Below are 14,273 nucleotides of genomic sequence, written 5' to 3'. Positions count from 1 at the left end.
TGGACCCTGCCGGATCGGTGCCGTGGGTGAATCGAAGAAGGGAATGAACCTATGAGTGCAGTCGGCGAACTGACGCAGATCGTGTCGGGCCGCAAGAAGGGCGGTGCGAAGGAGAAGCACCGCGACAACAAAGCAGGGCTGATCTTCATGGCGCCCTGGCTGGTGGGGCTCCTGGCCATCACGCTCATCCCGATGATCGCGTCGTTCGCGCTGGCGTTCACCGACTACAGCCTGCTGGCGCCGCCGGAGTTCGTGGGCCTGGCCAACATCCGGGAGATGATCAGCGATACCCGCCTGCACAACTCGCTGGTGGTCACCTTCATCTACGTGTTCGTCGGGACCCCGCTGCAGCTCGTGGCGGCGCTGCTGCTCGCGGTGGTGCTGAACGCGGGCATCAAGGGGCTGGCGTTCTACCGGTCGATCTTCTACCTGCCGTCCCTGCTGGGCGGCTCGGTGGCCATCGCGATCCTGTGGCGCCAGATGTTCGGCGCCAACGGACTGATCAACCAGGTCGGCGGGATGCTCGGCTTCGAGAACCTGCCGGGCTGGGTGTCGAACCCCGACACGGCGCTGAGCACGATCATCCTGCTGCACGTGTGGACCTTCGGGTCCCCGATGATCATCTTCCTGGCCGGCCTGCGACAGATCCCGGAGATGTACTACGAGGCAGCCTCCGTGGACGGCGCCACGAAGCTCGCGAAGTTCTTCCGGATCACGCTGCCGCTGCTCACGCCGATCATCTTCTTCAACGTCGTCCTGCAGGTCATCAACGCCTTCCAATCGTTCACGCAGGCGTTCGTGGTCTCCGGCGGCACCGGCGGTCCCTCGGATTCGACGATGTTCTACACGCTGTACCTGTACCAGAAGGGCTTCACCCAGTTCGATATGGGGTACGCCTCCGCGATGGCGTGGCTGCTGCTGATCATCGTCGCGATCTTCACCGCCATCAACTTCTTCGTCTCCAAGTTCTGGGTGTTCTACGATGACTGATCTGCAGAGCCGACCAACTCCCGCTGCGGCCTCCGGCGGCGGTGACTCGACCGCTGCGCGGGTGGCGCCCAGGCCTCGCCCGAAGCGCCTGGTGCGCCGCGGCGTGCGACACGCGATCATGATCGTCGCGTCGATCGTGATGATCTATCCGCTGCTGTGGATGGTCGTCTCCTCGCTGCGACCCAACGACGAGATCTTCCGCAATCCGGGCCTCTTCCCGATCAGCCTGGACTTCTCGAACTATGCCCGTGGCTGGGAGTCGCTCGCGCAGCCGTTCTCCCACTACCTGATGAACTCCACGCTGCTGGTGCTGGGCTGCGTGATCGGCAACCTGATCGCCTGCTCGCTGACGGCCTATGCCTTCGCGCGCCTCAAGTTCTGGGGCCGCAACATCGCCTTCGCGGTCATGCTGATGACCTTGATGCTGCCGATCCACGTGGTGATCGTGCCGCAGTACATCATCTTCAGCCAGACCGGCTGGGTGAACACCATGCTCCCGTTGATCCTGCCGAAGTTCCTGGCCACCGACGCGTTCTTCGTGTTCCTCATGGTCCAGTTCATCCGCGGCATCCCCCGGGAGCTCGACGAGGCCGCGCGCATCGACGGCTGCGGACACTTCCGGATCTTCTTCCAGGTGATCCTGCCGCTCATGCTTCCGGCCCTGGCGACCACCACGATCTTCACCTTCATGTGGATGTGGAACGACTTCTTCGGCTCCCTCATCTACCTGACCACCCCGGAGAACTTCACGGTGCCGCTGGCGCTGAAGTCGTTCCTGGACACCCAGGGCTCCTCCGACTGGGGAGCCATGTTCGCCATGTCGGTCGTCTCCCTGATCCCGCTGTTCCTGGTGTTCCTGTTCGGACAGCGGTTCCTCGTCAAGGGCTTCGCCACCACCGGCATCAAGTAGTCCCCACCCGTCCCACCGCCCGCCTCAGCAGTCCAGGAGTGACATGCCCACCCGCTATGCCCTGATCGGTTCCGGCCACCGCGCCCAGATGTACCTCGATGCGATCGCCGGCCCTCACGCCGCTGACGCGGAACTGGTCGCCCTGCTCGATGTGAATCCGACCCGACGCGAGTTCCATCGTGATCGCGTGCCGGCCTTCGCCGACGTGGTCCTGGCCGGGCCCGAGCAGCTCGAGGCCGTCATCCGCGAGCAGCAGGTGGACCGTGTGATCGTCACCAGCGTGGACCGCCTGCACGCCGAGCACGTGGTGCGCTCGCTCGAGGCCGGGGCCGACGTGATCGTCGAGAAGCCGCTGACCATCGACGCCCCGTCGGCCCGCGCCATCCAGGACGCGATCGATCGCACCGGGCGCAGCGTGGTGGTCACGTTCAACTATCGCTACAGCCCCCGCAACAGTGCTCTGAAGCAGGTCATCGCCTCCGGAGAGATCGGCGACGTGGTCTCCGTGAACTTCGAGTGGGTTCTGGACACCCAGCACGGCGCGGACTACTTCCGCCGCTGGCACCGGGACAAGACCAACAGCGGCGGTCTGTTCATCCACAAGGCCGCCCACCACTTCGACCTGGTGAACTGGTGGATCGCCGATACCCCGGCGCGGGTCTATGCGCGCGGCGGCCTGCGCTTCTACGGGCAGGAGAACGCGAACGCCCGCGGTCAGGCACCGCTGCCCGAGCGGGGCACCCACGACGGTGCCCACGATCCTTTCGAGCTGGACCTGCGCTCCGATGATCGGCTCGAGGCCCTCTACCTGGAGGCCGAGCAGCACGACGGCTATCAGCGCGACCGTTCCGTGTTCGACGCCGGCATCACCGCCGAGGACAACCTCACCGCGATCGTCGACTACGCCGGCGGGCCGATCCTCACCTATGCCCTGAACGCGCACAGCCCGTGGGAGGGGTACCGGGTGTCGGTCAACGGCACGCAGGGCCGCGCCGAGCTGGAGGTGATCGAACGGGCCGAGGTGATCGCGAAGGACGAGGACGGTCAGGCCCATCTCGACCCCAGCGCCGTCGCCGTCTCGACGGCCGATGCCGGGGTGCGCGAGCGCGGGGAGCGCCTCGTGGTGCAGAAGCACTTCGAGCCTGCCCGGCAGGTGGAGATCCCCGAGGGTGTGGGCGGCCACGGCGGCGGGGACGCCCTGCTGCTGCGCGACGTGTTCGTGGGGCCCACGCAGGACGAGCTGGGACGGCCCTCCGACCATCGCGACGGTCTGCGTGCGATCTCCGTGGGCATCTGCGGCAACGAGTCGCTCGCCACCGGGCTGCCCGTCGACGTCACGGAGTTCCTGGGCCTGGACCTCGCCCGCCCCGACGTGGCGACGGTCGCCCGATGACCGCCGGTCCTGCCACTCCGATCGCACCGGCCCGCACCGCTGTGCCTGCTGGCACCGCTGAACCCAGCGGAGCTGCTGACCCCACTGGTCCCGTCCGCATCGCGCTGATCGGCACGCACGGCTTCGGCGCCGTGCACCTGCGCACCCTCGCCCGGCTCGAATCGACCGGAATCTCCCGGCTGGTCGGCGTCGTCGACGTGGCCGAGCCGCCCGAGGAGCTGCGAGCGATCCACCACCGCTCCCTGGCCGATCTGCTGCACGCCACGCCCCCGCAGGACCGGCCCGAGATCGTCATCATCGCCACCCCGATCGACACCCACGCACCGCTCGCGACCGAGGCGCTCGCCGCCGGGCTCGACGTATACCTGGAGAAGCCGCCGGTGCCGGCGCTCACCGACCTCCGTGGACTGCTCGAGGCGGCGCTCGCCGCCGGACGCTCGGTGCAGGTCGGGTTCCAGGCTCGCGGCGGATCCGGCGTGGACGTGCTGCGCGACGAGGTCGCGACGGAGGCTCTCGGGCGGATCGACGCGGTGCATGTGTACGGGGCCTGGCGGCGCGATCGGGCCTATTACCGCCGCTCGGCCTGGGCCGGCAGGCGCCGGCTGAACGGCCGACGGGTGGCCGACGGCGTCGCGACCAACCCGCTCGCCCACGCTGTGCACGCGGGCCTGGTCATCGCGGGGATCCAGGAGGTCTCCGACATCCGGTCGGTGACCACGGAGCTGCGCCGGGCCCACGACATCGAGGCCGACGACACCACCTTCCTGCGGATCGACCCGATGGGGGACGGCCCCGCCGTGGTGTGCGCGCTGACCACCACCGCGCCCGAGCAGAGCGCGCCCTGGATAGAGATCAGCGGGCCCGACGGCAGCCACCGCCTGCACTACACGGACGACGCCTCCCAGCGCACCGGGGCGGACGGCACGACCGGAACGCTGACGCACCAGCGCAGCGATCTCCTGGAGAACCTCATCGTCCACGTGCGGGACCGCGGCATCGCACTGATCTCGCCGCTCACCTCGACCGGGGCGTTCAGCGCTGTGCTCGAGGCGATCCAGTCCGCCCCGGATCCCACCCCGATCGCCGCCGAGGCGATCGAGTGGCAGGGGGAGGGGGACGCCGCGCACCCGGTGGTCGAGGACATCGAGCAGACCCTGCGGGCCGCGCTCGCCGAAGGGCGACCCTTCAGCGAGCTCGGGGTGAGCTGGGCGCGGGAGGACGCCGTGCATGTCTGGACGCCTCCGCCCCGCTGATTCGGGACGCCGTCGGCCCGCTGACCGCCACGCCACCCTCCGGCCCAGCCCTGCCGCCTCGTCCTGTCGTGTCCGCCGGATCATCGCCCCTGTCGCCTTGTCTCGTCGCGTCCGCCGGAGCATCGCCCCTGCCGCCGGCCCGTGCAGTTGATCGACGAAATCTTCCAGGATGTGGAAGTTCTCGTCGATCAACTCGAGGGTGCGGGGCAGGGGAGGACGCGACGAGAACCGGGGGAGAGGTGCGATCAGTGACCGACAACCACAGCAGAGGACGGCCATGACGGGACGAACACTCAAGGGGATCCGTGCCGGGTTCAGCGAGCCCGACCCGGCGGCGCGGCCGATGATGCGCTGGTGGTGGTTCGGCCCCGACGTGGAGGACGCCGAGATCGACCGCGAGCTGCGCGCGATGGCCGCGGCCGGACTGGGTGGAGCGGAGGTCAGCTTCGTCTACCCGCTGCAGGCGGGGTCGGACACCTACCTCTCGGACGCCGCGCTCGGTCACCTCCGCCATGCGGCCGAGACCGCCCGCGACCTGGGCCTGCGCTTCGACGTGACCCTGGGCAGCGGCTGGTCCTACGGCGGCCCCCACATCGGCTCCGAGCACGCCTCCCGCTCACTGCGCTGGGAGCGCCGGGACGTGTCGCCCGCCCCGTTCGAGGTCCCGCTGGTCACGCCCTGGCCGGGTGACCAGCTGGTGGCCGCCTTCCTGGGTGACGGCTCCCCACCGGAGGCGTGGGAGCCGCTTCCCCTGGAGGACGGCGTGCTGCGGGTTCCCGCCGGGCATGGCCCTCGCACGGTGCTGCTCGCCTGGTCGCAGGTCACCGGTCAGCAGGTCAAGCGGTCCGCCGCCGGCGCCGAGGGTCCGGTGCTGGACCATCTCTCGGCCGACGCCACCCGGCACCACCTCGCCGTCGTGGGAGAGGCCCTGCTCGCGGCCGTCCCCGCCGAACTGCTCGGCTCCGTGTTCTGCGACAGCCTCGAGGTGTACGGCGCGAGCTGGACTCCGCGCCTGCCCGAGGAGTTCGCGCGCCGCCGCGGCTACGACCCGCTGCCCCTGCTGCACCGGTTGCAGATCGAGGAGCCGGGCTCTGCTGAGTTCCGCATCGACGTCGGCCGCACTCTGACCGAACTGGTCGAGGAGAACTTCGTGGCCGTTTGTCAGCAGTGGGCCGGCGAGCACGGGGTGCCGTGGCGGATCCAGGCCTACGGCGAGCCTCCGGTCTCGCTGAGCTCGAACCGCTTCGCGGACCTCATCGAGGGCGAGGGCTGGGGGTGGACCGGTCTGCCGCAGTCGAGGTGGGCCTCCTCGGCCGGCCACCTGTATCGGCGCGAGGTGATCTCCAGCGAGATCTGGACCTGGGTGCATTCCCCGTCGTTCCGTGCCACGCCCCTGGATCTCAAGGGCGAGGCGCACGAGCACTTCCTGCTGGGGATCAACCACTTCGTGGGCCACGGATGGCCCTACTCGCCGCCCGAGGCCCCGGGCCTGGGAAGGACCGTCTACGCCGCCGGGGCCCTGGACGATCGCAACCCGTGGTGGCCCGCGATGCCGGAGCTGACCGCCTATCTGACCCGCCTGTCGTGGCTGCTGCGACAGGGCGATCCGGTGGCCGACGTGAAGCTCTACCTGCCCATTTTCGACGTCTACGCCGCTCACGGCGAGGGCTTCGACCTGTGGCGCGCCTGCCGCGACCACATCGGACCCGAGATCCCCGCGGCCATCCGTCGTGCCGGCTACGACATCGACCTGATCGATGATCAGGGACTCGAGGTGCTCGACCCGCAGGACGTTCCCGTGGTGGTGCTCCCCGCGGTCACCACCCTCCCGGTGCGCACTCGCGCCTGGCTCGATGCCGTGCGCGAGGCCGGCGGCATGGTGATCGCCGTCGACTCCCCGACCTACCCCGAGGCGATGTCCGCGAGCCGGCAGACCTTCCCGGACACCCTCGCCGCCTCCCTGCCACCGGACGTCGCCCTGGACGGCGGCGACGGCGAGATCGGCGTGGTCCACCGGCGCGTGGCCGGTGGCGAGCTGTACTTCGTGGCCAATACCGGGGCCACCGTGCACACCGTCCGCCTCACTCCGCGTGAGAGCAGCGCCGACTACGAGCACTGGGATCCCCACAGTGGAGAGACATCGCCCGCGCAGCGGGATGGGGGTGGGATCCTCGTGACGCTGCACCCCTACGAGGCGACCGTGCTGATCGGGACCGGTGCGGGAGCCGGGGCACAGGTGGATCTCGGAAGCGGAGTGCTGACCGCGCCCGATGGTGGGGACGCCGACGGCGTGAATCCCGACGACGCGGATGCCGATGGGGCGCAGCGTGCGCACGGCCCCAGCTCGATCCGACTCGACGGCCCGTGGCGCTTCCTCCTCGGGGACGGGGAACTCAGGGGTCCCGACCTCAGCGATGGCGACCCCGCGGCGGGAACCCGCGCGGGAACAGGCGCCGAGGTGGTCCTGCCGCATCGCTGGGAGGACGAGCATCCTGGGTACTGCGGAGCCGGCACCTACGAGACCACGGTGCACCTCGAGCCGGCCTGGCTCGAGGCCGGATATCGCCTGCTTCTCGACCTCGGACCGAGCCGGCCGATCGAGAACACGACGCGGGAGGCGAAGAGCTATCGCGCGCTCATCGCACCCCCGGTGCGGGAGATCGCGGTCGTCTCCGTGAACGGCGAGTTCAGCGGCGTGATCTGGGATGCCCCGCACCGGATCGACCTCTCGGATGCACTGCGTCCCGGGGAGAACACGCTGCGCCTGGTCGTGCACAACACCGCCGCCGGACGGGTCGCCACGGATCCGGACGCCGCGGGCGTCGTCGCCCAGAGTCATCGGGTCTACGGTGCACGGTTCCAGCAGCAGGACCTCGACCTCGCGATGGATCAGGTCGAATCGGGCCTGCACGCCGTCCCCGTCCTGCACCGGATCCACGGTGGAGCTCCGCAGCCTCGCCCGGCCGCGTCGGCGTGACGCTTGCTCTGCCGCCCGGCCGTGCTGCGTCCACCTGACCCGTGCTCTGTCGCCGACCGGTGGAGTTGATCGACGAGAACTTCCACATTCTGGAAGTTTTCGTCGATCAACTCTGGGTGCGGGGGTGCGGGGGTGCGGGGGTGCGGGGGTGCGGGGGTGCGGGACTGGCGGGTTGCTGAGCTGCGGGCTGCCGATATGCGCGGTGCCGAGCTGCAGGGGTGCCGGGGTGCCGAGCTGCAGGGGTGACGGGGCGAGGGCCGAGCTGCGGCGTGGCGCGTGTATCGGGAGACGGGAAGACCGGCGCGCGGGCACGACACGCCCGACGCCGCGATACCCCGGCAGAGCGCGTTCGTGACCGTTATACGCAGCAATCGCGCAGAACTGATCGAACTGTGACCTAGTTTTTGGCGTGGCGGCAGTCACATCGTGGTTAGAGTTTCGCATCGAGCACTGTCGCTTGTCGAAGGAGAGCAATGACCGCTGATGTATCGACGTCCGAGGCCCCGCCGGGGTCTCGACCGCACGCACGTCCCCGCGCACCGCTCGGGCACCGGATCTACCACTCGTTCATCCTTCGCCGCCTGCTGCGGTCGCTGTTCGTGGTCTGGGTGGTCGCCTCCGGTGTGTTCCTGATGGTGCGCCTGCTCCCGGGCAACCCCGTGGACGTCTACATCAACCAGCAGATCGCCCTGTACGGGAAGAGCTACGAACAGGCTGCGGCCGAGGCGAGCAACTTCTTCCGCTTCGATCCGGCGACCCCGATCTGGCGCCAGTACATCGATTACCTGGTGGGGCTGGTCCAGGGAGACATGGGCACCTCGATCGCGACGCCCGGCGTGACGGTCACCGAGAAGATCGCCCAGCACCTTCCGTGGACGCTGTACAGCGTCGGCCTCGCGCTGCTCATCTCCATCACCATCGGGCTGATCCTCGGCATGATCATGGCCTACCGCCGTGGCGGGGTCATCGACCACGCGGTCTCCATCATCGGCAGTGGCTTCCACGCGATCCCCAACTACCTGCTCGCGATCCTGATCGTGGTGGTCGGCGCCGTCCAGCTCGAGATCATCGACTACACGCGAATGCGCGGCAACATGTCACCCGGGGTCGAACCTGAATTCTCGTTGCGGTTCCTCTCGGACATCGGCTACCACGCGACCCTTCCGATGATCACGTACATCCTCACCACCGTGGGGACCTGGGCGCTGATCATGAAGGCCTCGACCACCCAGGTGCTGGGCGAGGACTACGTGACCGTCGCGAAGGCGCGCGGCCTGAAGGAATCCCGGATCCAGACCAACTACGTCGGCCGCAACGCCCTGCTGCCGCTGATCGCACAGATCGCCACCCAGGCCGGCTTCATCGTCGGCGGCGCGATCTTCGTCGAGCAGACGTTCTCGTACGAGGGCGTCGGGCTGTTGCTCTTCGAGTCGATCAACACCCGTGACTACCCGACGATCCAAGGGGTGCTGCTGGTGGTGACCGTCACCGTGGTGCTCGCGAACCTCGCGGCCGACCTGATCAACGCCGCCCTCGATCCTCGGATCCGACTCGGCGAAGGAGGTGCCGCATGAGCGCCGCCGCTCCGCCCACCGCTGCAGGGACCGGCGTCCCGGCCCCCGTGGCCGGCAAAGCTGTCGGAGTCAGTCCACTGCGCCGGCTCTTCAATGAACTGACCAGGAGCACCTCCGGCTTCATCGGCCTGTGCCTGGTTCTCGCCATCCTGCTGGTCTCCCTGGTGGGCCCTCTGGTGGTCGGAACCCAGGTGCCCGGTGACGCGGCCCGCGCCTGGGAGGGCCCCAGTGCCCAGCACTGGCTCGGCCTCGAAGGCAGCGGCAAGGACACCCTGCACCTGCTGGTCATCGGCGGGCAGACCGTGCTGATGGTCGGGTTCCTCGCCGCCTCCATCACCACTGTGATCGCCGTGGCCATCGGCGCGCTCGCCGGCTACTTCGGCGGCCGCTTCGATGCCCTGATGCTCCAGTTGACCGACATCGTGATGACCGTCCCGCAGATCGTGCTGCTGGCCGTGGTCGGCGCGTTCTACAACCTGGACTCGCCGGTCCTGCTGGGCGTCATCATCGGCATCCTGACCTGGCCGGTGCTGATGCGTTCGATCCGCGCCCAGGTGCTGTCGCTCAAGGAGCGCGAGTTCGTCGAGGCGGCGCAGCTGCTCGACGTCGGGTGGGTGCGCATCGTGTTCGGGGAGATCGTCCCCAACATGGCCAGCTACATCCTGATCAACTTCATCATCGCGGTCACCAACGCGATCTACGCGATGGTGGGCCTGTACCTGCTCGGCCTCGCCCCGCAGAAGGGCGTGAACTGGGGAATCATGATCAACGACGCCTGGACCAAGGGTGCGATGTTCAACCCCGACGCGATGCCGTACATCGTCGCCCCGGTCACGATGATCGTCCTGCTGCAGCTGGGGCTGATCCTGCTGACCCGCACCCTCGAAGAGATCCTGAACCCACGATTGAGGGACCGCTGATGAGCCCAGAGACGACTACCGACCCCGCCCCCGTCCTGTCGGCACGCGACCTCGAGGTCGCGTACCGCACCGGGAAGGACACCCGGGTCCGCGCTCTGCGCGGCGTCAGCTTCGACCTGTATCCCGATTCTTCGCTGGCCCTGGTCGGCGAGTCCGGGTCCGGGAAGACCACGCTGGGGCTGGCGCTGCTGCGCCTGCTGCCCACGCTCGGGGAGATCACGGGCGGGTCCGTCGCCTTCACCGGCGAGGACGGCGCGACGAAGGACGTGACCGCCATGACGGCCCAGCAGCTGCGACGGTGGCGATGGTCGGAGGCGGCCATGGTGTTCCAGGGTGCCCAGAACGCCTTCAACCCGGTGCTCACGGTCGGCCAGCAGATGGCCGACACGCTTCTCGATCACGCGCACGGACGGATGCCGCGCCGCGAGGTCCTCGAACGCTCCGCGGAGGCTCTGCGGTCCGTGCGGCTCGAGCCCCGGCGCGTGCTCGGCAGCTACCCGCACGAGCTGTCCGGAGGCATGAAGCAGCGTGCGCTGATCGCGACCGGCCTGCTGCTGCGCCCGCGGCTGCTGGTGCTGGACGAGCCGACCACCGCGCTGGACATCCTCACCCAGCGCACGGTGATCGACCTGCTCGCAGAGCTGCGCGTCGAGTACAGGTTCGCGATGATCTTCATCTCGCACGATCTGGCGCTCGCTGCGGAGCTCGCCGATCGGGTGGTCACGATGTACGCCGGGAAGGTCATCGAGACCGGCACGACGAAGGACATCTTCACCGCGCCCAAGCACCCGTACACCTCCAAGCTCATCAACGCCGTCCCACCGGTCACCGGCGACCTGCCGGAGCTCGCCTCGATCCCCGGGGCCCCGCCGTCGCTGGCGACGCTGCCTCCCGGGTGCGCCTTCGCGCCGCGCTGCGAGCTCGCGACCGACGAGTGCCGAGAGGCCGAGCCCGAGCTGATCACCCTCACCCAGCGGCCGGCGGACATGACCCACGCGGCGGCCTGCATCCACCACGACCAGGTCCACCACGAACGGAAGGTGATCGCGCGTGCCTGAGACCACCCCCGATTCCACGTCCCACCAGTCCTCGTCAGCTCCGCTGATCGAGCTCGACCATGCCTCTCAGGTGTTCCACGTCAAGGGCAAGGACCTGCCGGCAGTCTCGGATGTCTCCCTGAGCGTCGGCGCCGGTGAGGTGCTCTGCCTGGTCGGTGAGTCCGGCAGCGGGAAGACCACCACTGCTCGGCTGGCCGCGGGGCTGGCGCCCCCGAGCTCCGGCTCGGTCCGCTTCGAGGGGACGGACCTCACCGAGATGACTCGTGCGCAGCGCCGTGAATACCGCCGCGCCGTGCAGTACATCCATCAGGACCCCTACGCCTCGCTGAACCCGATCCGATCCGTGCGCAGCACGCTGTCGGTCCCGCTGAGGCGGCACGGCCTGGCCCATAGCGCAGCCGAGGTCGACCAGCGGGTCGACGAGCTGCTGACCACGGTCGACCTCATGCCCCCCGAGAGCTACAGCGCGAAGTTCCCCCACCAGTTGTCCGGCGGGCAGCGCCAGCGGGTGTCGGTCGCGCGGGGGCTCACCCTCTCGCCCCGGCTGCTGATCGCCGACGAGTCGACCTCGATGCTGGACGTCTCCATCCGGGTGAGCCTGCTGAACATGCTGACGAAGCTGCGCAAGGAGGACGGCGTCGGGTTCATCTACATCACCCACGACCTCGCGCTGGCGAAGTACTTCGCCTGGGAGGGGCGCACGGCGGTGATGTACCTCGGCAAGATCGTCGAGGTCGGGCCGACGCCGCAGGTGATCAACAACCCGCAGCACCCGTACACGAAGGCGCTGCTGGAGGCCGTTCCCGAGCCCGACCCGGAGCTGGCCCGGCAGAAGAAGGCCGGTGGTGGGCTGCTCAGCGCCGATATCCCGAGCTTGTCCGACCTGCCCAGCGGGTGCACCTTCCATCCGCGGTGCCCGCTCGCGGAGGACCGCTGCCGGGAGGTCATCCCGCTGTTGCGGTCCGCCCCCGAGGCACCAGCCCAGGACGTGGCCTGCATGGTGGTCACCGATCCGCAGCCGGCCGCGTCCGCCGGTACGGCCGCCGGAGGGGGTGGTCTCCCGTGATCGACACCGCCACCAGGGCGCTGCTGTCCCTGGGCTGCTTCGTGGCTGCCGGCTCGGCACTCATGCTCCCCGTGACCGACGCCGGCACCGGCGAAAGAGTCGTGAGCATCCTCGCGCTCCTGCTCGGTCTCGGCATCGTCGTCGGCTCCGTAGTCGTGCGACGCCTCAGTTTCCGCCGACGACATCGCGACGATGCGATGTCCGACCTCATCGACGACCCGGTCGTCACAACCAAGGAGAACCCATGAACACCACCTGGAACCGCCGTGACGTCCTCAAAGCGGTCGGCCTGACCACTGTTGCAGGGGCCGGCCTCGCCGCGTGCGCACCTGCCGAGCCGGAAGGCGGAGGTGACGGGGAAGGTGGTGCGAGCGCCTTCCACGGTGCCTGGCCCTTCCAGGCACCGCCCGAGGGGCACTTCAACTTCGCCGGACTGCCGTACGCGGGAGTCCCCACCAGCATCGTCGGTGACGGGCCGTACCGCGACCTGCTGGTGCCGCCGTCGGCGCTGTGGCTGTGGGCCGATCAGGAGTGGGAGTACCTGATCGCGGAGTCGCACACTCTGGACAGTGACGCCAAGACCCTCACGGTGACGATCAAGTCCGGTCTGACCTGGAGCGATGGTTCGGCGCTCACGTCGCAGGACTACCTGACCTCGTTCTATGTGCAGTTCATCCAGCGCTCCCCGGCCTGGGACTTCATCACGGGCCTGGAGGCGCCGGACGATTCCACCGTCGTGGTGAGCTTCGAGAACCCGCCGGCGGTCCTCGAGCGCTACGTGCTCAAGAGCAACATCCTCTCCACCGCGCAGTACGGCGAGTGGGCGGACCGCGCCAAGGCGATCGTCGATGCCGGCGGCACCATGGACGAGGGCGACGGCGAGGCGCTGGGCACCGAGTTCCAGACCTTCAAGCCCGACACCGTGGTCGTCTCCGGTCCGTACGACTTCGACTACGACACCATCACCAACACGCAGCTCACCCTGGTGCGCAACGAGAGCGGATTCGGGGCCGACAAGGTCCTGTTCGACACCGTGGTGATGTACAACGGCGAGACCACGGAGATCACCTCGCTGGTGCAGTCCGGGGACGTCGACTATGCGACCCACGGCTTCGCGCCGGCCTCGGAGGAGCCCTTCGAGGCCGCCGGGTACACGATCCTGCGACCGCCGGTGTATTCGGGCCCCGCCCTGTACCTCAACCAGGACCAGTTCCCGGAGTTCGCCGATGCGCGTACCAGGAAGGCCTTCGCGTACCTCATCGACCGTGAGGTCAACGGGCAGATCTCCCTCGCCGATTCGGGCAAGGCCGTGGTCAACATGGTCGGCTTCTCGGACAACTTCGTCGACCAGTGGCTGACCGACGAGGTCAAGGGCAAGATCGATACGTACGAGCAGGATCTCGACAAGGCCACCTCGCTCCTCGAGGAGGCCGGCTGGACCAAGGACGGCGACGCCTGGATGACCCCCGAGGGGAACGCCGCCGAGTACGAGATCCAGTTCCCGCAGACCTACGCCGACTGGTCGGCTTCGGGCAAGGACATCGCCGAGCAGCTCACGGCCTTCGGCATCTCGGTGACCGCTCGCGGGTTGGACGACAAGCAGGCGCCGATCGACATCGACAAGGGTGACTTCCAGATGGCGATCCAGGCCTGGGGATCCTCCGCTCACCCGCACCCGCACTTCTCCTTCGTGCAGGACTTGTTCCTCCACAACATCCCGATCGCGAAGAACCAGGGCGGCAAGGGCTACGCCTTCCCGCTCCAGGACGTGGAGACCTCCGCCGGGACGGTGGACCTGGAGGCACTGGTGGCCCAGTCCGGCGAGGGCCTCGATGTCGAGGAGCAGAAGAAGAACGTGTCCACGGTGGCACTGGCCTTCAACGAGCTGCTGCCGATCATCCCGATCTTCGAGCGCTACGGGAACAACCCTGCTCTGGAGGGCGAGCGCGTCGAGGGCTTCCCGGAGCCGGGAGATCCGATTCTGGAGAACGCGCCCTACGCGGACAACTTCGTAGTGCTGAAGATGTTCCGCGGGGACATCAAGCCGGTCGAAGGCTGAGCCCCGGGCGCGGGGACCGGGTCGCGGAACGGGACTCGGCACCGGCGCCCACGGTCGACCCTGACGCTGTTGT

The 14,273-nt window shown here is 68.6% G+C and carries 11 protein-coding genes; all 11 read left to right on the top strand.

Annotated elements, in window-relative coordinates; all coding sequences use genetic code 11:
• The first annotated feature begins 51 nt into the window (after positions 1–51).
• Entirely contained in the window at positions 52–990 is a 939-nt protein-coding gene (locus tag INT51_RS02610) for a carbohydrate ABC transporter permease (protein ID WP_193103646.1), read from the top strand.
• The gene (locus INT51_RS02605; protein ID WP_193103645.1) at positions 983–1,900 is read left to right on the top strand and encodes a carbohydrate ABC transporter permease; all 918 of its coding nucleotides are present in this window, start codon (positions 983–985) and stop codon (positions 1,898–1,900) included. The genes INT51_RS02610 and INT51_RS02605 overlap by 8 nt, the downstream gene beginning before the upstream one ends.
• Before the next feature lie 43 nt (positions 1,901–1,943).
• A complete protein-coding gene (locus tag INT51_RS02600) occupies positions 1,944–3,293 on the top strand; it encodes a Gfo/Idh/MocA family protein (RefSeq protein WP_193103644.1) in 1,350 nt (449 codons plus the stop codon).
• Positions 3,290–4,546, top strand: a complete 1,257-nt coding sequence (locus tag INT51_RS02595; protein WP_193103643.1) for a Gfo/Idh/MocA family protein — start codon at positions 3,290–3,292, stop codon at positions 4,544–4,546. Before INT51_RS02600 ends, INT51_RS02595 begins: the two co-directional genes overlap by 4 nt.
• A gap of 277 nt (positions 4,547–4,823) precedes the next feature.
• Positions 4,824–7,523, top strand: coding sequence for a glycosyl hydrolase (locus INT51_RS22625; RefSeq protein WP_193103642.1), 2,700 nt, complete (start codon positions 4,824–4,826; stop codon positions 7,521–7,523).
• 473 nt (positions 7,524–7,996) lie between these two features.
• Positions 7,997–9,097, top strand: coding sequence for an ABC transporter permease (locus tag INT51_RS02585; RefSeq protein WP_193103641.1), 1,101 nt, complete (start codon positions 7,997–7,999; stop codon positions 9,095–9,097).
• A complete protein-coding gene (locus tag INT51_RS02580) occupies positions 9,094–10,017 on the top strand; it encodes an ABC transporter permease (protein WP_193103640.1) in 924 nt (307 codons plus the stop codon). Before INT51_RS02585 ends, INT51_RS02580 begins: the two co-directional genes overlap by 4 nt.
• A complete protein-coding gene (locus INT51_RS02575; RefSeq protein ID WP_193103639.1) occupies positions 10,017–11,075 on the top strand; it encodes an ABC transporter ATP-binding protein in 1,059 nt (352 codons plus the stop codon). Before INT51_RS02580 ends, INT51_RS02575 begins: the two co-directional genes overlap by 1 nt.
• The gene (locus INT51_RS02570) at positions 11,068–12,141 is read left to right on the top strand and encodes an ABC transporter ATP-binding protein (RefSeq protein ID WP_193103638.1); all 1,074 of its coding nucleotides are present in this window, start codon (positions 11,068–11,070) and stop codon (positions 12,139–12,141) included. Before INT51_RS02575 ends, INT51_RS02570 begins: the two co-directional genes overlap by 8 nt.
• On the top strand, positions 12,138–12,389 hold the full coding sequence (locus tag INT51_RS02565) for a hypothetical protein (protein WP_193103637.1): 252 nt from the start codon (positions 12,138–12,140) through the stop codon (positions 12,387–12,389). The genes INT51_RS02570 and INT51_RS02565 overlap by 4 nt, the downstream gene beginning before the upstream one ends.
• Positions 12,386–14,200, top strand: coding sequence for an ABC transporter substrate-binding protein (locus INT51_RS02560; protein WP_193103636.1), 1,815 nt, complete (start codon positions 12,386–12,388; stop codon positions 14,198–14,200). The genes INT51_RS02565 and INT51_RS02560 overlap by 4 nt, the downstream gene beginning before the upstream one ends.
• The last annotated feature ends 73 nt before the right edge of the window (positions 14,201–14,273 follow it).

Source organism: Brachybacterium sp. FME24, assembly GCF_014897705.1.
Classification (GTDB): Bacteria; Actinomycetota; Actinomycetes; order Actinomycetales; family Dermabacteraceae; genus Brachybacterium.
The sequence above is the reverse complement of the archived record's forward strand: the minus strand, read 5'-3'. Positions and strand labels throughout refer to the sequence as shown.

What these genes read in the sequence shown, in the direction of transcription:
- INT51_RS02610 (WP_193103646.1), top strand. Translation starts at nt 52, where the DNA reads ATGAGTGCAGTCGGCGAACTGACGCAGATCGTGTCGGGCCGCAAGAAG.
- INT51_RS02605 (WP_193103645.1), top strand. Translation starts at nt 983, where the DNA reads ATGACTGATCTGCAGAGCCGACCAACTCCCGCTGCGGCCTCCGGCGGC.
- INT51_RS02600 (WP_193103644.1), top strand. Translation starts at nt 1,944, where the DNA reads ATGCCCACCCGCTATGCCCTGATCGGTTCCGGCCACCGCGCCCAGATG.
- INT51_RS02595 (WP_193103643.1), top strand. Translation starts at nt 3,290, where the DNA reads ATGACCGCCGGTCCTGCCACTCCGATCGCACCGGCCCGCACCGCTGTG.
- INT51_RS22625 (WP_193103642.1), top strand. Translation starts at nt 4,824, where the DNA reads ATGACGGGACGAACACTCAAGGGGATCCGTGCCGGGTTCAGCGAGCCC.
- INT51_RS02585 (WP_193103641.1), top strand. Translation starts at nt 7,997, where the DNA reads ATGACCGCTGATGTATCGACGTCCGAGGCCCCGCCGGGGTCTCGACCG.
- INT51_RS02580 (WP_193103640.1), top strand. Translation starts at nt 9,094, where the DNA reads ATGAGCGCCGCCGCTCCGCCCACCGCTGCAGGGACCGGCGTCCCGGCC.
- INT51_RS02575 (WP_193103639.1), top strand. Translation starts at nt 10,017, where the DNA reads ATGAGCCCAGAGACGACTACCGACCCCGCCCCCGTCCTGTCGGCACGC.
- INT51_RS02560 (WP_193103636.1), top strand. Translation starts at nt 12,386, where the DNA reads ATGAACACCACCTGGAACCGCCGTGACGTCCTCAAAGCGGTCGGCCTG.